The organism is Azospirillum rugosum (assembly GCF_017876155.1).
In the GTDB taxonomy this organism is placed as follows: Bacteria; Pseudomonadota; Alphaproteobacteria; order Azospirillales; family Azospirillaceae; genus Azospirillum; species Azospirillum rugosum.
Map to the genome: position 1 here is coordinate 222,830 of NZ_JAGINP010000009.1, position 18,080 is coordinate 240,909.

Genomic DNA, 18,080 nt, shown 5'->3' on the forward strand with positions numbered 1-18,080 from the left:
TCGCCGGAAAACCACGCAAATCCGCCGCCGCCTGCGTGCCCTTCCCGCCCCAATCCCGTTAAGGCACGCAAGACCGCCCACCAACCGGACCGACGTGCCTTGACGATTAGCGGACTCCTGGGCAAAGGCCTCGCCTTCGCAGCACTTCTTCCCCTGACGCTCAACGCCCCGGCGCTCGCGCGCGACGTGGCGCAGACCGCCGGGGACACCGTCCGCCTGACGGTGGAGGATCTGCCCGCCCCCAACGCCACGCCGTCGGTGTCCAACAAGCCGGTCCCGGTCGACCGGCCGGCGAAGGCGCCGTTGCAGGTGCCCGCCGGCTTCCGGGCCACGCTGTTCCGCGACCATGTGGAGAACGCCCGCAACCTGCTGGTGCTGCCCGACGGCGGCGTGCTGGTGGCGCAGCAGAGGCCCGGCACCCTGACCCTGCTCCGCGACACCGACGGAAAGGGCGACGGAAAGGGCGAGGCCGACGAGTCCTGGCTGTGGGCCGGCGGTTTCGACAAGCCCTTCGGGCTGGCCTTCCACGAGGGCTTCGTCTACGTCGCCGACACGGAGGCGGTGTGGCGGCTGCCCTGGCGGGAGGGCGCCACCACCGCACCGGGGGAGCGCCAGCGCCTCACTCCGCCGGGCGCCTTGGGTGGGCGCGAGGGGCACGACACGCGCTCGCTCGCCATCGCGCCGGACGGTAAGCATTTCTACGTCGGCGTCGGCTCCGCCGCCAACCTCGCGGAGGAGGACCCGCCGCGCGCCACCATCCAGGAATTTCCCATTGAGGGACTTATGGGCGACGGGACGCCGGACGGCGGGGAGGCGCGCGCCATCGCCACCGGCCTGCGCAACCCCGTGGGCATGGCCTTCCGGCCGGGCAGCAGCGACCTCTACGCCGTGGTGAACGAGCGCGACGGGCTGGGCGACGGCTTGGCGCCGGACTTCTTCACGCGGATCGAGCCGGGGGGCTTCTACGGCTGGCCCTACGCCTACGCCGGCCCGAACCCGCAGCCGGGCTTCGCCGACAAGCGGCCGGACCTCGTCGCGCGGACCATTGTGCCGGACGTGCTGCTCGAATCCCATTCCGCGCCGATCGGCATGGTCTTCGCCGACCGGCTGAACGGGCCGGCGCGCTACCGCACCGGCGCCTTCGTGGCGCTGCACGGCTCCTCCAGCCGGTCGGAGCCCGTGGGCTACACGGTCGTCTTCGTGCCGTTCGAGGGCAAGAAGCCGGCCGGCGGCTATGAGGTCTTCGCCAGCGGCTTCCGCCTGCCGAACGAAAACGACGGTGACAAGCGTCCCCTGACCTGGGGGCGGCCGGCCGGGCTCGCGATCGCCAAGGACGGCAGCCTGCTGATCGCCGACAGCCGGGGCTCCGTCTGGCGGGTGTCCTACACGGGCTCCAGCGCGCGCAAGCTGAGCGGGAAGCGCTGAGCCCCACTTTCCCTTTCGTCATCCCAGCGAAGGCTGGGATCCAGGAAACTCCGCCGCTACGTGGCTGATGTGCCCTGGATTCCCGCCTTCGCGGGAATGACAGTGGGGGTCAGCAGCACTCGTCCTCCAGCTTGCGCAGCATCGCCAGACCTTCCTCGTCGTCGTGTTCCTCGAACAGGTCGGAGATGTAATAGACGTTGGCGCACAGCAGGCACAACCCGTCCGCCTGCCGCTTCAACGGGTCGTCGGCGACGGCCAGCTTCTCCTTGAAGCGTTCCCAGAAGGCGTTGGTCTTGGCGGGATCGTTGATGTGCGAATACAGCCGCTCGATGATGCGGCGCGAGTTGCCCTCGCAGTCGATGCCCTTGAAGGAGACGTAGCGGTCGGGGGAGTCGGTTGCGTCCACGGTTGCGGTTCCCACGGCAGAGGATGGTTGGTCTCCGTGATCGCGGACCGCTGCGTCCAGGGCAAGCCGCGCTTCACGAACGGCGGACCGGCCGCGTGAACGGCTGGATCAGCGCGCGAACGGCCGGGACTACAGCGCCAGCAGCTTCTTCAGCCGGTCGATCCGCCCGCGGCTGACGGGGACGCGGGGCGAGCCCGGCGCAGCCATCACGAAGGCGGCGCGCCCATCGCTGCGGTCGATGGCGCGGGCGTGGCGCAGGTTCACGATGTAGCCACGGTGCGCCCGCACGAACTGCCGCCCGTCGAGCCGCGCCTCCAGGTCCGACAGGGACAGGGAGCAGAAGAAGGCCCCCTCGGCCGTGTGCACGGTCGTGTAATGGCCGTTGGCCTGGACATAGACGGCGGCGGCCGGGTCGAGCAGCACCACGCCCTGGCGCGTCGTGATGGGCAGCTTCACCAGCGGCGGGGCGGGCTCCGGCACCGGTTCCGGAACAGGCGGATGGACAACGGGCGGCGGTTCCGCCACGGCGCCGGGCTTGGGAACCTCCAGCAGCATCAGCGCGACGAAGGTCGCGTCGCCCTGGGCGAGCGCCGAGGCCTTCACCACCATGGTCCGGCCCGGCAGGGCGACCATCATGGAGCTGGCGGCGGCCGGGGAGTCGGGATCGTGGGCGGCGGCCAGCAGAAGTTCCACCTTGGCGCGGCTGCCCGGCGGGTGCAGGTCGTGCAGACTGGCCCCCAGCAACGGACGGGAGCGCCCAACCATCCGCTCTGCCGCGGCGTTGACCGACACCACGCGCCGGTCGCCGTCGAGCAGGACGAGGCCCACGTCCATATGCTGGAGGGTGTATTCCATGAGGGCAGTATAGGCCGCGATTGCCCCCGGCAGACAACAAGTTAGAAGCGAACGGGGTTACGGCTCGCCTTTGCGACGCCCGGTCAGCGCGGCGATGACGCCGTGGAAGGTGCGCACCTCCTGCTCGGTCATCTGCATGCGCTCCAGCGCGTTGCGCAGCGTGCGGACCATGGAGGGCCGCTTCTCCGGCGTGGTGAAGAAGCCGGTGCGGTCCAGGTCCCCTTCCAGATGCTCGAAGAAGTTCAGCAGCTCCGCCTTGGTCGCCGGGCGCGTCTGGCCGGTGTGCAGGACGCGGTCGGGCGGGATCTCGCCGGTCTGGAACCACTCGTAGCCGATCAGCAGCACAGCCTGCGCCAGGTTCAGCGAGGAGAAGGACGGGTTCAGCGGCACGGTGATCAGCTTTTCCGCCAGCGTCAGGTCGTCGTTGACGAGGCCCGTGCGCTCCGGCCCGAACAGCACGCCGGTCTTGTGGCCGGCATCGAAGTGGGCGCGCAGCTCCGTGGCGGCGGTGCGCGGGGTGATGAACTCCTGGATCATGCCGCGGGTGCGCACGGTGGTCGCGAAGACGACGTTCAGGTCGGCGACCGCCTCCGCCGTCGTCTCGTACAGCTTGGCGCCGTCCAGCACGAGGTCGGCGCCCGACGCGGCGGCCACGGCCTTCTCGTTCGGCCAGCCGTCGCGCGGCTTGACGAGCCGAAGCTCGGTCAGGCCGCAATTCAGCATGGCCCGCGCGCAGGCGCCGATGTTCTCGCCCAGCTGCGGCTGGACCAGGATGATGGTCGGGCCGCCCAGGACGGACGGACGGTTGGGATCTTTGCCGGAGGTCATCGGTTCAAAACAGTTCTTAGCGGTTCGTCAGGTGACAACGGGCCTGGAGCGGCGACGGATTTTCACCACAAAGACACAAAGGACACAAAGAGTTTCACAAAGACCCTGCCCTGCGCCGGAGCGCCGGCGGGCGGAAGCCCCTTTGTGAAATCCTTTGTGCCCTTTGTGTCTTTGTGGTTATCCGCCGGCGAAGCCGTCACCCCCGCGGCTGGACCCCGCCCTTGAACAGCGTGAAGGCGTAGCTGTCCACCAGCGCTTCCATGGAGGCTTCGATGATGTTGGTGGACACGCCCAGCGTCGACCACTCCGCCCCGTCGCCGTTCTGGGAGCGGATCAGCACGCGCGGCTTGGCGCCCGTGCCGTCCTTGGCGGCCAGGATGCGCACGCGGTAGTCGGACAGCTTCACCCCGCCCAGCGCCGGGTAGCGCGGCTCCAGCGCCTTGCGCATGGCGGTGTCCAGCGCGTTCACCGGGCCGTTGCCCGCGGCCACCTCGTGGTATTCCGTGCCGCCGATCCGCACGCGGACGACCGCCTCGGACTCCACGACCAGTTCGCCCTTCGCGTTGTAGCGGCGCTCGTCGGTGACGTGGAAGCGCTTCAGGGTGAAATAGTCCGGCACCTCGCCCAGTTCGCGCCGGACCAGCAGCTCGAAGCTGGCCTCCGCCGTGTCGTAGGCGTAGCCCTCCGTGTCGCGCTGCTTGACGAGGTCGAGCAGGCGGTTCAGCCGCTCGTCCTTCGGGTCCACGGCCATGCCCATCTCGCGCAGCCGCGCGATGACGTTGGAGCGGCCGGCCTGGTCCGACATGACGATCTGCCGGCGGTTGCCGACCGCCTCCGGCGCCACATGCTCGTAGGAGGACGGGTCCTTCTCCACCGCCGACACATGCAGCCCGCCCTTGTGGGCAAAGGCGCTGGCGCCGACGTACGCGGCGTGGCGGTTGGGGGCGCGGTTCAGCCGCTCGTCGAACTTGCGGCTGATCTCGGTCAGCAGCGGCAGGTCGTCCGGTCGGATGCCGACGTCGCAGCCCATCTTCAGCATCAGCGACGGGATCAGCGAGACGAGGTTGGCGTTGCCGCAGCGCTCGCCCAGGCCGTTGATCGTCCCCTGCACCATCCGCGCGCCGGCCCGCACCGCGGCCAGCGAATTGGCGACGGCGTTCTCCGTGTCGTTGTGGCAGTGGATGCCCAGCCGGTCGCCGGGGATGCCGTGCTCCTCCACCACCTGGCGGACGATGGATTCGACCTCGTGCGGTAGGGTGCCGCCGTTGGTGTCGCACAGCACGATCCAGCGCGCGCCGGCCTCGAAGGCCGCGCGGATGCAGGACGCGGCGTAGGCCGGGTTGCGCTTGTAGCCGTCGAAGAAATGCTCCGCGTCGAACAGCGCCTCGCCCTTCGCGGCCTTCAGCGCGGCGACGCTGTCGGCGATCAGCTCCAGGTTCTCCTCCCGCGGGATGGCCAGCGCCACGTCCACGTGGAAGTCCCAGGTCTTGCCGACGATGCAGACGGCGCGCGCCGTCGACTGGATCAGCGCCGCCAGCTGCGGGTCGTTCGCCGCGCTGCGCCCCGGCCGGCGGGTCATGCCGAAGGCGGTGAAGGTTGACCGTTTCAGCTCCGGCGCCTGCGCGAAGAAGGCGTCGTCGGTCGGGTTCGCGCCGGGCCAGCCGCCCTCGACATAGTCGATGCCCAGCCGGTCCAGGTCGCGGGCGATGGCGATCTTGTCGGCGACGGAGAAATCCACGTCCTGGGTCTGCGCGCCGTCGCGCAGGGTGGTGTCGTACAGGAAAATCCGCTCGCCCGTCATCGCCGCCGCCTGAAAAAACTGGGTCACCCGAACGCAGGTCATAGGACCGGCCGAAAGGCCGGAAGAATGGCGGATGCGTACCGGCTTCACAATCCTTTTCGTGGACAGGTTTCAAATACGGGCGCAATTTTGATGGAAAGCTGCGCGTGCATGGCTGTTCCCGTTTATCGGTCTCCTTAAACAAACCGACCGGGCCCCTGGGCTTTGGAGGTAAAAGGACAATTCCGCTGACCAAATGACCGACCTCCTGTGCTAAACACCACGCCCCTTTGCGGCATGGACGCGATGCTTTTCCGACGGCCGGCGTGTTGTTCCTGGCAATGACCGGCCTTTAGCGACGGGTGGGTTCTGGCGAATGGATGGCAAGCCGTGACGGAGGCGGGCAGCGAGGCGCGGGAGAAGCTCGTCATGGTCATCGACGACGAGCGGACCGTGCTGCAGGCGCTGAACCTGCTTCTCCAGATGTGGGGCTACCGCGTCATCGCCGCCGAAAGCGAGGGCGAGGCGGTGGAGCGCCTCAGCGCGCTCGACGAGCGGCCGCACGCCATCCTCGCCGACTACCGCCTGCGCGAGGGGCGCACCGGCGTGCAGGCCATCGACCGCATCCGGACGGAGGTCGGGACCCACGTGCCGGCCGTGATCATCACCGGCGACACCTCCACCGACGGCATCCGGGAGGCGCGCGCCCGCGGGCTGACCATATTGCAGAAGCCCGTCCTGCCGCCCCACCTCCAGGCGGTGCTTGGCAAGGCCCTCCAGGGGACCAGCGGCGATCCGCCGCCGGATTCTTCCGCCAGTGAACCTCCCGCCAGGGGGGCGCCGGCGTGACATGATCCCGACACCGCCGGGTGACCGCCCGCGGGGGCGGCCGCTCCGTTCCTGGGAGAGCTGGGTGGTCTTCGGCCTCGGTCTGCTGCTGACGGGGCTGGCCTGGTTGCTGCTGACCGACCAGAACGACCGGCTGGCCCACGCGCGCTTCCAGGCGCGGGCGGGCGACCTGACCGGCGACATCGCCTCGCGCCTCGGCGCCTACGAGCAGATGCTGCACGGCGGCGTGGCGATGATGAACGCGGCCGGCGGCCGCGCCTCCCGCGAGGAGTGGCGGACCTACGTGTCCGGCCTGCATGTGGAGGACCGCTATCCCGGCATCCAGGGGATCGGCTACGCCAAGCGCGTGATGGCCGCCGACCTGGAGATGCACGAGGCCATCATCCGCGCGGAGGGCTTCTACAGCTACGACGTCAGGCCGGACGGGGTGCGGCCCGAATATTTCCCGGTCGTCTACATCGAGCCCTTCGCCAGCCGCAACCTGCGCGCCTTCGGCTACGACATGCATTCCGAGCCGGAGCGCCGCGCCGCCATGGAACGGGCCCGCGGCACCGGCAGCCCCAGCGCCACCGGCAAGCTCCGCCTGGTGCAGGAGACGGACGACGACGTACAGCCCGGCTTCCTGATCTATCTGCCCGTCTACGACCAGCGCCTGCCGCAGGCCACTCCCGCGGACCGGCACGACGCGCTGCTGGGCTTCGTCTACAGCCCCTTCCGCATGCACGACCTGATGCGGGCCATCCTGAAGCCCGAGGCGGCCGACGACCTGAACCTCCAGCTCTACGACGGCCCGTCGACCGAGCCGGACGCCCTGCTGTTCGAGAAGTCGTCCCTCCACCACCCGCGCTTCCAGGAGATCCGGCACATCGACGTCTTCGGCCGCCGCTGGACCCTGCGCATCGCCAGCGCCCCCGCCTTCGAGTCCGGGATCGACCACGCCACACCCCGCGCGGTGCTGGTCGCCGGGGTGATCATCGCGCTGCTGCTGGTCGCCGTCGTCAACTCCGTGCTCCAGGACCGCGACCGCATGGCGGAGCTGCGCCGCAGCTACCACGCGCTCGCCCGCGCCCGGGCGGAGGCGGAGGAGGCGAACGCCGCCAAGTCGCGCTTCCTCGCCGCCGCCAGCCACGACCTGCGCCAGCCCCTGCAAACGCTGGGCATCTACCTGCACATGATCGGGGAGCGGGCGGACACGCCCGCCTCCGTGAAGCTGGTCGACTCCGCCCGCGACGCCTTCGAGGCGACGCAGCGTATGCTGAACTCGCTGATGGACATCGCCATGCTGGAAACGGGCGTCATCCGCCCGCAGCTGACCGAGATCGACCTGCCGGCCTTCCTGGCCCGCATCAGCGAGGACGTTCGGGTGGAGGCCGCGGACAAGGGGCTGGCCTTCCGCGTCGTCACCTGCAACGTGCGCGTGACGACCGACCCGTCGATGCTGGAACGCATCGTGCGCAACCTGCTGAGCAACGCGCTGAAATACACGCGCACCGGCACCATCCGGCTGGCCTGCCGCGTCGGCGCGGAGTTCGTGGCCATCAAGGTGCAGGACACCGGCCCCGGCATCCCGCAGGACCGCATGCACCTGATCTTCGAGGATTTCTACCAGATCGGCAACCCGGAGCGGGACCGCCGCAAGGGGCTGGGCCTGGGCCTCGCCACCGTGGCGCGGCTGACCCGGTTGCTCGGCTACCGCCTGCGGGTGCTGTCGCGGCCCGGCCGCGGGGCGATCTTCATGGTGGAGGTGCCGCGCGACGCACGGCCGCCCGCCGCCGCCGAGGCCAAGGCCGCCAACGCCGGCGCCACGGCCATCAGCGAAGGCGCCGGCCTTCAGCCCTCTCCGGCCAGCAGCGCGCGCTCCGCCTCGAACAGCTCGACAATGTGATCGATCACCGCGCGGACGCGGGGCACGTCCTTGCGGTCGCGGTGGACGACCAGCCATGCCTCCCTCGCCAGCGGCGGCCCCAGCGGCGACCCCAGCGGCGAACCTGGTGCCGGCAGCCGCTTCAGCCCCGCCTCCTCCGCCGCCAGCCAGCAGGGCAGCAGCGCCGCCCCGAACCCGCCCTTCGCCGCGGCCAGCTGCGCCTGCACGCTGTTGGAGCGGAAGGCGATCCGGCGCCCGCCGGCGTGCCGGGCGAGCCACGCCGCCTCCGGCAGGTCGGCCAGCGCCTCGTCGAAGCCGACCAGGGCGTCGGGCGCGCCGGGGGCCGCGTAGAGGGCGTAGCCGATCGTCGCGAGCCGCCGGGCGAACAGCTCCCCGCTCTGCGGCCGGGCGAGCCGGATGGCGAGGTCCGCCTCCCGCCGCGCGAGGCTGAGGGAGCGGTTGTCGGCGATCACCTCCAGGTCCAGGGCCGGATGCCGGGCGCGCAGCGGCGCCAGCCGCGGCACCAGGAAGCGGTCGGCCAGCGCCTGCGTCATCGTCAGCCGCACCGTGCCGGCCAGCCCTTCCTCATGCCCGGCGCGGCGCAGGATGGTGAGCGCCCGCTCGTCCATCCCCTCGGCAAGCGCGCGCACCGCCTCCCCGTCCGCGGTCAGGCCGTAGCCGTCGGAACGGCGGTCCACCAGCGGACGGCCGAGCGTCGCCTCCAGCGCGGCGATGCGCCGTCCGACCGTGGCGTGGCTGAGCCCCAGCGCCCGCGCCGCCGCCGACAGGCTGCCGGCGCGGGCCAGCTCCAGGAAGACGCGCAGGTCGTCCCAGTCCATCGACGCGGCCGGCAGAGCTGAACGTTTTTGAACAGTCATGGTGCGATCATAGCGACTGCCCGACCGGGAATGAACAGGGCAGGATAAGCCCGTCACCCGCCCCCGACCACCAGCGTCCCGGAGTGTTCCCGATGACCGTGATGACCGAGCCCAAGTCCCTGCTGTCCCTGGCCGGCGCGCCGCTGCACCCGAGCCCCCTCGACAAGGCCGTCCTCGTGCTGATCGACGCGCAGCGCGAATACACCGACGGCGCCCTGCCCCTGTCCGGCGTGGGCGCCGCCGTCGCCGAGGCCGGGCGGCTGCTGGCGCTGGCCCGCAAGGCCGGCGTGCCGGTGATCCACATCGTCCATCACGGCAAGCCCGGCGGCCTGTTCGATCCCGGCGGCCCGATGGGCGCCGTCATCCCCGCCCTGGCCCCGGCCGAGGGGGAGTCGGTGATCGCCAAGCGCCTGCCCAACGCCTTCGCCGGCACCGACCTTCAGGAGCAGGCGCGCGCCACCGGCCGGAGCGAGCTGATCCTCGCCGGCTTCATGACCCACAACTGCGTCGACAGCACGGCGCGCGCCGCGCTCGACCTCGGCTGGCGCTGCACGGTGGTGGCCGCCGCCACGGCGACCCGCGACCTGCCGAACCCGCTCGGCGGCGTCATGGCCGCACAGACCGTGCAGACCGCGACGCTCGCCGGGCTGGCCGACCGGATCGCCATCGTCGTGAAGGACGCGGCGGCGTGGGGGTGAGGGTGCCCCCGGGGCTCCCTTACGCCGGCTCCCTTACGCCGCCACCGGCCGTGCGTCGCGCGCCCGCATCAGCATCCACACCGCCGACACGCCGGCCAGCTTGGAGGCGAGGCTGGCGGCCCAGACGGACGGTTCCCAGACGCCCAGCATGCCGAAGAAGATGGCCGTGTCGACCGGCACCGACAGGGCGGCGCTGATCCACAGCCGGTCGCGCAGCGGGCGCCGCGTGACGGTGAAGACGCCCCAGTCGATCAGCTCCGACACGGCGAAGGCCGTGACGCTGGCCGTCGCGACGAAGGGGTCGGCGAGCAGGAAGGACAGGGCCGTCGCGGCCAGCATGGCGGCCAGCGACCAATGGCCGTAGCGGACCTGCACCATGTCGCGCAGAAGGAAGATCAGCCCGGCCCAGCAGGACCAGACGAGGTCCAGGTGGGGTGCCCAGCTGAAGGCGTAGTTGATGGCGAGAACGCTGCCGATGTAGGCGGCAAGCCAGAGCATGTCCAAGATCCTCCGAAGGCAACCCGCGGGAATACGGGTGCGGAAATGGGAGCCACCCGCGTGAATGCGAGCGCCCCGCCGCGACCTTGTAACAGCTTCCGCCCCATCCGGTGAACCCTTCCCGGAGAAGGCTCCCTGACGCAAAGGCGTAACCCCAGCACATACGCCATTTGACCGGTGTGCCTGTGATCCGGCTGAAACGTTACCGTGTCGTCGACAGGAACGGAGCAAGGTGGACGCGATGGCCGATGGCACCCCGGCAAAGACACGGGGCGGCGTGCGGGATCATTCCCTGGACGCGGCGCGCAGCCTGCTGATGATCCTCGGCGTGCCCTATCACGCGGCGCTGATCTACACCCCCGACTACCATTGGCTGATCGATTCCCCCGACACGATCCCGGGCATCGGGCTGTTCGCGGAGTTCATCCACAGCTTCCGCATGCCGGCCTTCTTCCTGATCTCCGGCCTGCTGATCGCCCGCAGCCTGCGCAAGCACGGCCCCACCACGGTGCTGCGGTCGCGGGCGACGCGGCTGCTGGTGCCGCTGATCGCCGTGGCCGCGACCTTCAACGTGCTTCAGCTGTGGCTGTCGACCCTCTCGGCCGATCCCGGGCTGACGCTCGCGGCCTTCCTGACCCGGACGCTGCCGGACGCCTTCTGGAGCGGCGGCCTGACCTATCACCTGTGGTTCCTGGTCGAGCTGTTCGCCTGCATGGTGCTGCTCTGCCTGCTCTACCCCGTCGCGACGAGGCTCTACGCGGTGCTGCGCGCGCGGACACCCTGGCTGGCGCGCCTCGTGGAAGCGGGCGACGGCTGGTTGCCGCCCGTCCTGCTGGGCGTGATGCTGGTCGGCACCATGGGGTTCGACAACATCTCCCCCCTGCTGCTGGAGCCGGTGCCCCCGACCACCTCCTCGGCGCTGAGCACGGCCATCTCGGCCAGCTTCTTCCTGGTCGGCGTCTACATCGCCCACCTCGCCGGCGGGCCGGCGCGCTTCGCCAGCACCAGCTGGACGGTGGTGGCGCTCTATGCCCTGTGCTTCCTGGGGCAGGTCGGGCTCGACCATGTGCAGAAGCCCATGGCGCTGCGGGTGCTCGACCAGGTGCTGCGCGCGGTCTGCGCCTGGTCGGCCTTCCGCCTGCTGCTCGGCCTCGCGCTCGCCTGGTTCGCGCGGGAGAACCGGGGCGTGCGGGCGCTGTCGCAGGCCTCCTACAGCATCTACCTGCTGCACCACGCGGTGGTGGTGGTCGCCGGCTTCGCCCTGCTCGCCGTGCCGTGGAAGCCGGGGGTGGAGTTCCTGCTGATCGCGGCGCTGGGCCTGCTGGTCCCGCTGGCTTTCCACCACGCGGCGGTCCGCCGCTCCCCGGTCCTGCGCTTCCTGCTGAACGGCGCACCGCCGGGGAAGGCCCCTCAGAACGGCAACACGCCACAGGCCGTGGGCGCTACGCCCGCTTCCAGGTCGTGCCCTGCGGGCCGTCTTCCAGGATGATGCCCTGGTCGGCCAAGTCCTTGCGGATGCGGTCGGCCTCCGCGAAATTCTTGGCCTTGCGGGCGGCCAGCCGGTCGGCGATGAGCTGCGCGATCACCTCGTCCGACAGGGCGGCGGCCCCCTTCGGCGCCCAACGGAACCACGCCTCCGGATCCTGGCGGAGCAGGCCCAGCGCCTCCCCGGCGGCGAGCAGCGCCCCCTTGGCTGCGGCCTTGTCCGCCTCGGTCTGTGCCTTGTTCACCGCGCCCGCCAGCTCGTGCATGTGGGAGATGGCGAGCGGGCTGTTCAGGTCGTCCTCAAGGGCCGCGAGCACATCGAAGGGCAGCTCCGCCGCGGCCGGCGCCGGGGCGCCGCGCAGCGCCTGGTACCAGCGGTCGAGCGTCGCCTTGGACTGCTTCAGCCCCTCGCGCGTGAAGTCCAGCGGCTGGCGGTAGTGGGCGCTCATCAGCGTCAGCCGGATCGCCTCGCCGGGGAACTCGTCCAGCAGCTCGTGCACGGTGAAGAAGTTGCCCAGGGACTTGGACATCTTCTCGCCCTCGACCGTCACGAAGCCGTTGTGGACCCAGTAGCGGGCGAGATCCTCGCCGCCGTGGGCGCAGCGGCTCTGCGCGATCTCGTTCTCATGGTGCGGGAAGATCAGGTCCAGCCCGCCGCCGTGGATGTCGAAGGTGACGCCCAGATGCTCCTTCGCCATGGCGGAGCATTCGATGTGCCAGCCCGGCCGGCCGCGGCCCCAGGGGCTGTCCCAGCCGGGCTGGTCGGCCGCACTCGGCTTCCACAGCACGAAGTCGGCCGCGTCGCGCTTGTAGGGGGCGACGTCCACGCGGGCGCCGGCGAGCAGTTCATCCGGCGTCCGGCGGGACAGCTGGCCGTAGTCCGCCATGGACGGGACGGAGAACAGCACGTGCCCTTCCGCCGCGTAGGCGTGGCCGCGCTCGATCAGCAGTTCGATCAGCGCGACCATGTGCGCGATGTGGTGGGTGGCGCGCGGCTCGATGGTCGGGCGCAGCGCGTTCAGCGCGTCCATGTCCGCGTGGTACAGGTCGGCCGTGCGCTTGGTCAGCGCCTCGATCGGCTCCCCGCTGTCGCGCGAGCGGTCGATGATCTTGTCGTCCACGTCGGTGATGTTGCGGACGTAGGTCACCGCCGGATAGAGCCGCTGCAACAGCCGGAACAGCAGGTCGAAGACGACGACCGGCCGCGCGTTGCCGATGTGCGCCGTGTCGTAGACGGTGGGGCCGCAGACATACATGCCCACCCGGTCCGGGCTCATCGGCTCGAAGCGTTCCTTGCGGCGGGTCAGCGTGTTGTAGAGGTCCAGCGGCACGGCGCCATGTCTCCTATCAAGCGGCCTTTCAGCCAATCCATTGTAAGCGGTGCGTCACCACAGAGACACGGAGACACAGAGGGCGTGGTTTCTCTGTGTCTCCGTGTCTCTGTGGTTAAACCCAAGCCCGGCCTGCGGCCACCGAAATGAGCGTCAAGCCGTCTCGCCCGCAAGGCGCTTCAACGCCCGCTCGCGGCCGATCAGGGGTAGCAGGTTCTTCAACTCCGGTCCATGGTCGCGGCCGGTCAGCGCGCGGCGCAGCGGCAGGAACAGGTCCTTGCCCTTGCGGCCGGTCTTGCCCTTCACGGCACCGGTCCAGGCGCCCCAGGTCGCGAGGTCCCACGGCTCGTCCGGCAGCAGCGCCGCGGCGTCGGCCAGGAAGCCGGGATCCTCCACCACGGGCGTGACCGGCGCGTGGGTCACCGCCCACCAGTCGCGCGCGTCGGCGATGCGCCCCAGGTTCGGCCGCACCGCCTCCCAGAAGGCCGCATCGGCGCCAACGAGGCCGAGCGCCGCCAGCTCCCCGGCCACACGCTCGAAGGGCAGCAGGTGCAGGATGCGGGCGTTCAGCCGCGCCAGCTCCTCCGGGTCGAACTTCGGGGTGCCGCGGGCGATCTTGGCGATGTCGAACTCGGCCACCAGCTCGTCCAGCGTCAGCCGCGGCTCGATGGGGTCGGAGGTGCCGAGCTTGGCGAGCAGGCTGGCCAGCGCCATCGGCTCGATCCCCTCCTCCTCGCGCAAGGATGCCACCGACAGGCTGCCAAGCCGCTTGGACAGGCCCGCCCCGGCGGCGTCGGTCAGCAGCGGCAGGTGCGCAAACTCCGGCACCAGCGCACCAATGGCCTGGAAGATCTGGATCTGCACCGCCGTGTTGGCGACGTGGTCCTCGCCGCGGATCACGTGGGTGATGGCGAGGTCGCCGTCGTCCACCACGCTGGTCAGCGTGTAGAGCGGCCGGCCGTCCTCGCGGATCAGCACCGGGTCGCTCAGCGCCGTCCCCTCGAAATGCACCGGCCCGCGGACGAGGTCGGTCCACTCCACCGGCGTGTGCTCCAGCTTGAAGCGCCAATGGGCTTTGCGCCCCTCCGCCTCCAGCCGGGCGCGGTCGGATTCCGTCAGGCGCAGGGCGGCGCGGTCGTAGATCGGCGGGCGCCCCTGCGAGACGAGGCTGGCGCGCTTGAGGTTCAGCTCCTCCGGCGTCTCGTAGCAGGGGTAGAGGCGCCCGGACGCCTTCAACGCCTCCGCGACCTCGTCGTAGCGCCCGTAGCGGTCGCTCTCCCGCGCGAAGCGGTCCCAGGTCAGGCCCAGCCAGGTCAGGTCGCGCTCGATGCCCTCGGCGTATTCGGGCTTGGAGCGTTCCTCGTCGGTGTCGTCCAGGCGCAGCAGGAAGCTGCCGCCGGCCTTGCGCGCGAACAGCCAGTTGACGAGCGCGAGGCGCACGTTGCCCACGTGAAGAAGGCCGGTTGGGCTGGGGGCGAAGCGGACGGCGACGGTCATGACGGCGATCGTTCGAAAGTCGGGGACGGGGCGGCAGTCCTAGCACGCCGCGCCCCGCTCCGAAAGCCGCGCATGCGGAGGTTTGAAGCGGATGGCGATCCGCTTTGGACCGCGACTGCGGGCCCGGTCGCACGTGCGACCGAAGCCCGGCCTCTCGCGGGAACGGAGTTCCCGCTGGCGGCAGGCGGATGCCACAGGCATCCGCTGAGAGCCGGCGAATGAGGCCATATGAATCTGAAGCGAATGCTCATTCGCTTCAGGGCGCGCAGTAATCCTCGGGCGTCACGATCTCGGTCACCGTGACCACGGTCTTGTCCGGCACGACATACTCCTGGACGCCGCGGATGTCCGCCGCCGCCGGATCCCAGTTGTAGGTGTAGCCGAGCCGCGTCCAGGGATAGCCCGTGCCGCCCATCGACGCGTCGCGCTTGTAGGAGAAGACCATCTGGTTGGCGAACCAGGACACGTAGGCCGCCTGCTCCGGCTTCGTCGTGATCTGGTTGCCGCATTGCGTCGCCGTCGGGTCGGGGTTCGCGCAGGGGCGGAAGACGCCGGTCACCGCCGGGCCGGTTTTCTGCTCCTCGATCGTGAAGCGGATGAAACGCGCGCTGCGGTCGGAGTCGGTCGCCGGCTTCAGCCCCAGAAGCTGGTGCAGCCGGTCGATCACCTGGTCGCGCGGGTAGGTGCGGCAGATGGCCTGCAATTCCGGCTCCACGGAAATCCACAGGCCGTAGGGACTGTCGATGGTGACCTTCTGCCCCTCCTTGCCCGCCGCCCAGGCCGTGTTGCCGGTCAGCGACAGGGCGCGCACCGGGTAGGCCAGCGGCGCCAACCGGCGGACGTTCGCCTCCTGGTACACGGCGCTGCGGTCGATGGCTTGGTCGTAGAGGGCGCGGCCGTCCCCAACCTGGCCAGCGGTCTGGTTGGCGGTACAGCCGGAAAGGGTGATGGCGATCGCCAGGACAAGAATGCGCGCGCGAGGCATGGGTCATCACCTCCGGTGGTTGATTTTTCCACCGTATCATGATGCACAATCCCGCGCGAGATGCCTTAAAAGGCGGCAAGTCACGCGGTCAAACATACAATTATATGCAGCCCTGCCCCGCCTGCGTGACTTCGGATCGAATGATGTCTTTCATGTAACGCAAAATTATTTGACCTTCGATCTATTCTTTCGCTAACTGGTGATAGCATCTGATCTTCGGATTAAGCCCTCCCGGTTCGCCCAAAGCGATGTCTCCTCACCCTTCAGGAGAAGCCCGTCGTCATGTTCATCTCCCGGCGCAGCAGCGGCAAAAAACGGATTCTCCTGGTCAACGCCAGCTTTGATTCGTTCCGGACCTACGAACCGCGGCAACTGTTCCTGACCGCCGCGACGGCCACCTTCTACTTGGCCGGCGCCTTCAACCCCGACTTGTGCGAGGTGCGGACCCACTGCGAGGTGCAGTCCGGACTGCTGAAGCGGGAGGATGACTTCGCCTGGCCGGACATGCTGGTCCTGACCGGCACGACCAACGCGCTTGACCGCATGCGGCAGCTGACAGCCTACGCGCGGACCAAGAATCCGGGGGTGATCGTGGTGGCCGGCGGCCCGGCCATCCGTGCCCTGCCGACGCTGGCGCGGGCCTGCTTCGACTACGCCTGCGAGGGCGACCTGGAGGAGATCGAGGACGTCATCGCCGACGCCTTCGGCCCCGGCTACGTCAAGCCCGGCCTCGTCCCGCGCTTCGACCTGTACAAGCGCATCGACGGCGTCGGCTTCGTGGAGACCAGCCGGAACTGCAACTTCGCCTGCAGCTTCTGCTCGCTGACCGGCGAGGGCGGCAAGTACCAGACCTATTCGGAAAGCTTCATCCGCGCCCAGTTCGAGGCGCTGGGCAAGTGCAGCTACATCTCGCTGCAGGACAACAACTTCTACGGGAACGACCGCGCCAGCTTCCGCGAGCGGCTGGCCATCGTGAAGGAATACTGGCAACGCGGCTACTTCAAGGGTTGGCTGGCGCTGGTCACCGCCGACTTCTTCGCCAAGGAGGAAAACCTGGTGATGGTGAAGGAGGCGGGCTGCGTCGGCCTGTTCTCCGGCGTTGAGTCGCTGCAAAGCGACATGATCGAGCGCTATTCGAAGAAGCAGAACCGCCACGTCGACCGCTTCGACATCGCGCGCAAATGCATCGACCACGGCATGGTCTTCGACTACGGCCTGATCTTCGACCCGGCGCACCAGACCATCGACAGTTTCCGCGCCGACATCAACGACATCCTCAGCCGCGACGACGTCACCTCGCCGGGTTTCCTCAGCCTGGCCATCCCGCTGCCCGGCACGCCGCTGTTCCGCGAGATCGCCGCGGAGGGCGGCTTCCTGCCCAACGTGCGGCTGCGCGACATGGACGGCGACACGCTGGTGGTCTGGCCGAAGGACCCGCTGGACGAGGTCGCGGCCTATGTCCGCACAATGAGCTGCATGAAGGAGCACCGCGCCCAGCTGTTCCGGCAGGTCTTCCGCTTCGCCTGGAACCGCCGCAACGACCTGACCTGGGACCAGCTGGCCGTCTGCGTGGTGAAGCCGCTGTTCCGCGCCTTCTATGACACCTCGCCCTTCGACCTGCTGGGCCGCCGCCACCCCAACCGCAGCGGCGTGACGACGACCGAGCCGCTCGATAGCCTGTTCACCCCGGCCTTCCCAGTGGACGGCCGCCACGCCAGCCTGTTCACCCCGACCATGGTGACCGACCGCAAGGGGGAGGTCATCCAGGACGACCTGCTCGCCAAACCGCGCCGCGCGCCGGACGTGGCGCGGGCGGCGGCCAACCGGAACGCCGCCAACGCCACTCCGGTGGACGCTCCGCTGGAACTGATGGCGTCGGACTAGCTTCCGCTAAGTCCTTGCCACGCCTCAGCTGCCGAAGGGGAATACCCCCTTCGGCATCGCGGCGTGGCAACATTTCGTTAACCATAAAAGCCCACCCTGGCCTTGCTTCCGCGCATAGAGGAACGGGAACGAGGACAGCGATGACCTGCATTGTGGGCTTGGTGGACGGCGATCGGGTGTGGATGGGCGGCGACAGCGCCGGCGTGAACGGGCTGGACATCACCGTCCGCGCGGACACCAAGGTGTTCCGCAACGGCGAGATGCTGATCGGCTTCACCAGTTCCTTCCGCATGGGCCAGCTTCTGCACTACCGGCTGGAACCGCCGCACCGCGATGCCGACTCCGACGTCTTCCGCTACATGGTGGTGGATTTCGTGGACGCCGTCCGCGGCTGCCTGAAGGACGGCGGCTACGCCCACCGCTCCAACGACGTGGAGACGGGCGGCACCTTCATGGTCGGCTATGAGGGGCGCCTGTTCAGCATCCAGTCCGATTATCAGGTCGGCGAGGCGGTGCGCGGCTATCACGCCATCGGCTGCGGCTCCGACTACGCGCTGGGCTCGCTCGCCTCGACCGTCGGCCAGCCGGCCGAGGAGCGGGTGCTCAAGGCGCTGGAGTGCGCCGAGTTGTTCAGCGGCGGCGTGCGCGCCCCCTTCACCATCCAGTCGATGATGCGCCGCCCGCATCTGGCGCTGACCGAGGCGGCGTAAGTCTGGGCGCCGATGCCCCCTCCCGCCCTTCGGGCACCCTCCCCCGCTTTCAGCGGTGGAGGGAAGGACGGCGGCAGTCCCCTCCACCTCGAAGAGGGGGAGGGTTA

At 69.6% G+C, this 18,080-nt stretch carries 16 protein-coding genes; 7 read left to right on the forward strand and 9 right to left on the reverse strand.

The window, feature by feature from the left end:
* The first annotated feature begins 99 nt into the window (after positions 1-99).
* Positions 100-1,425, forward strand: coding sequence for a PQQ-dependent sugar dehydrogenase (locus tag J2851_RS14635; RefSeq protein ID WP_209767019.1), 1,326 nt, complete (start codon positions 100-102; stop codon positions 1,423-1,425).
* Between the two features lie 109 nt (positions 1,426-1,534).
* Here the strand turns inward: J2851_RS14635 and cowN are convergent, their stop codons facing one another.
* From cowN to cimA, 4 genes are all read right to left on the reverse strand, one after another.
* Positions 1,535-1,831: a N(2)-fixation sustaining protein CowN gene (cowN, locus tag J2851_RS14640; protein ID WP_209767020.1), complete on the reverse strand. Its 297-nt coding sequence runs from the start codon at positions 1,829-1,831 to the stop codon at positions 1,535-1,537.
* Between the two features lie 129 nt (positions 1,832-1,960).
* A complete protein-coding gene (locus J2851_RS14645; protein WP_209767021.1) occupies positions 1,961-2,686 on the reverse strand; it encodes a PAS domain-containing transcriptional regulator in 726 nt (241 codons plus the stop codon).
* 57 nt (positions 2,687-2,743) lie between these two features.
* Complete coding sequence (locus tag J2851_RS14650) at positions 2,744-3,514, reverse strand: RNA methyltransferase (protein WP_209767022.1); 771 nt, start codon at positions 3,512-3,514, stop codon at positions 2,744-2,746.
* Positions 3,515-3,710: 196 nt separating this feature from the next.
* Complete coding sequence (cimA, locus tag J2851_RS14655) at positions 3,711-5,315, reverse strand: citramalate synthase (protein ID WP_209767073.1); 1,605 nt, start codon at positions 5,313-5,315, stop codon at positions 3,711-3,713.
* 369 nt (positions 5,316-5,684) lie between these two features.
* On the opposite strand from cimA, the gene J2851_RS14660 reads away from it, so the two are divergent.
* Positions 5,685-6,143: a response regulator gene (locus J2851_RS14660; protein WP_209767023.1), complete on the forward strand. Its 459-nt coding sequence runs from the start codon at positions 5,685-5,687 to the stop codon at positions 6,141-6,143.
* A gap of 1 nt (position 6,144) precedes the next feature.
* Positions 6,145-8,028: a CHASE domain-containing protein gene (locus J2851_RS14665; RefSeq protein ID WP_209767024.1), complete on the forward strand. Its 1,884-nt coding sequence runs from the start codon at positions 6,145-6,147 to the stop codon at positions 8,026-8,028.
* Here the strand turns inward: J2851_RS14665 and J2851_RS14670 are convergent.
* Positions 7,974-8,885, reverse strand: coding sequence for a LysR family transcriptional regulator (locus J2851_RS14670; protein ID WP_209767025.1), 912 nt, complete (start codon positions 8,883-8,885; stop codon positions 7,974-7,976). The genes J2851_RS14665 and J2851_RS14670 overlap by 55 nt on opposite strands.
* 92 nt (positions 8,886-8,977) lie before the next feature.
* On the opposite strand from J2851_RS14670, the gene J2851_RS14675 reads away from it, so the two are divergent.
* Entirely contained in the window at positions 8,978-9,583 is a 606-nt protein-coding gene (locus tag J2851_RS14675; protein WP_307419628.1) for a cysteine hydrolase family protein, read from the forward strand.
* Positions 9,584-9,616: 33 nt separating this feature from the next.
* On the opposite strand, the gene J2851_RS14680 is transcribed toward J2851_RS14675, so the two are convergent.
* The gene (locus tag J2851_RS14680) at positions 9,617-10,081 is read right to left on the reverse strand and encodes a preQ0 transporter (RefSeq protein WP_209767026.1); all 465 of its coding nucleotides are present in this window, start codon (positions 10,079-10,081) and stop codon (positions 9,617-9,619) included.
* A 241-nt stretch (positions 10,082-10,322) separates the two neighbouring features.
* Between J2851_RS14680 and J2851_RS14685 the strand changes: the two genes are divergently transcribed.
* Positions 10,323-11,570, forward strand: coding sequence for an acyltransferase family protein (locus tag J2851_RS14685; protein ID WP_209767027.1), 1,248 nt, complete (start codon positions 10,323-10,325; stop codon positions 11,568-11,570).
* Here J2851_RS14685 and cysS read toward each other — a convergent pair.
* From cysS to J2851_RS14700, 3 genes are all read right to left on the reverse strand, one after another.
* Entirely contained in the window at positions 11,524-12,897 is a 1,374-nt protein-coding gene (gene cysS / locus J2851_RS14690; RefSeq protein WP_209767028.1) for a cysteine--tRNA ligase, read from the reverse strand. The two genes, J2851_RS14685 and cysS, sit on opposite strands and share 47 nt — an antisense overlap.
* Positions 12,898-13,050: 153 nt before the next feature.
* Positions 13,051-14,394, reverse strand: a complete 1,344-nt coding sequence (gltX, locus tag J2851_RS14695; RefSeq protein WP_209767029.1) for a glutamate--tRNA ligase — start codon at positions 14,392-14,394, stop codon at positions 13,051-13,053.
* Positions 14,395-14,650: 256 nt separating this feature from the next.
* Complete coding sequence (locus J2851_RS14700) at positions 14,651-15,379, reverse strand: hypothetical protein (protein ID WP_209767030.1); 729 nt, start codon at positions 15,377-15,379, stop codon at positions 14,651-14,653.
* Positions 15,380-15,661: 282 nt separating this feature from the next.
* Here J2851_RS14700 and J2851_RS14705 point away from each other — a divergent pair, with 282 nt between their 5' ends.
* Together J2851_RS14705 and J2851_RS14710 are read left to right on the forward strand one after the other, a co-directional pair.
* Positions 15,662-17,263: a B12-binding domain-containing radical SAM protein gene (locus J2851_RS14705; RefSeq protein ID WP_209767031.1), complete on the forward strand. Its 1,602-nt coding sequence runs from the start codon at positions 15,662-15,664 to the stop codon at positions 17,261-17,263.
* 140 nt (positions 17,264-17,403) lie between these two features.
* Positions 17,404-17,973: a hypothetical protein gene (locus J2851_RS14710; protein WP_209767032.1), complete on the forward strand. Its 570-nt coding sequence runs from the start codon at positions 17,404-17,406 to the stop codon at positions 17,971-17,973.
* The last annotated feature ends 107 nt before the right edge of the window (positions 17,974-18,080 follow it).

Bases quoted from the DNA above. Each gene is read 5' to 3' on its own strand.
- J2851_RS14645 (WP_209767021.1), bottom strand. From the start codon at position 2,686: ATGGAATACACCCTCCAGCATATGGACGTGGGCCTCGTCCTGCTCGAC.
- J2851_RS14650 (WP_209767022.1), bottom strand. From the start codon at position 3,514: ATGACCTCCGGCAAAGATCCCAACCGTCCGTCCGTCCTGGGCGGCCCG.
- cimA (WP_209767073.1), bottom strand. From the start codon at position 5,315: ATGACGGGCGAGCGGATTTTCCTGTACGACACCACCCTGCGCGACGGC.
- J2851_RS14665 (WP_209767024.1), top strand. From the start codon at position 6,145: ATGATCCCGACACCGCCGGGTGACCGCCCGCGGGGGCGGCCGCTCCGT.
- J2851_RS14670 (WP_209767025.1), bottom strand. From the start codon at position 8,885: ATGACTGTTCAAAAACGTTCAGCTCTGCCGGCCGCGTCGATGGACTGG.
- J2851_RS14675 (WP_307419628.1), top strand. From the start codon at position 8,978: ATGACCGTGATGACCGAGCCCAAGTCCCTGCTGTCCCTGGCCGGCGCG.
- J2851_RS14680 (WP_209767026.1), bottom strand. From the start codon at position 10,081: ATGCTCTGGCTTGCCGCCTACATCGGCAGCGTTCTCGCCATCAACTAC.
- J2851_RS14685 (WP_209767027.1), top strand. From the start codon at position 10,323: ATGGCCGATGGCACCCCGGCAAAGACACGGGGCGGCGTGCGGGATCAT.
- gltX (WP_209767029.1), bottom strand. From the start codon at position 14,394: ATGACCGTCGCCGTCCGCTTCGCCCCCAGCCCAACCGGCCTTCTTCAC.
- J2851_RS14700 (WP_209767030.1), bottom strand. From the start codon at position 15,379: ATGCCTCGCGCGCGCATTCTTGTCCTGGCGATCGCCATCACCCTTTCC.
- J2851_RS14705 (WP_209767031.1), top strand. From the start codon at position 15,662: ATGTTCATCTCCCGGCGCAGCAGCGGCAAAAAACGGATTCTCCTGGTC.
- J2851_RS14710 (WP_209767032.1), top strand. From the start codon at position 17,404: ATGACCTGCATTGTGGGCTTGGTGGACGGCGATCGGGTGTGGATGGGC.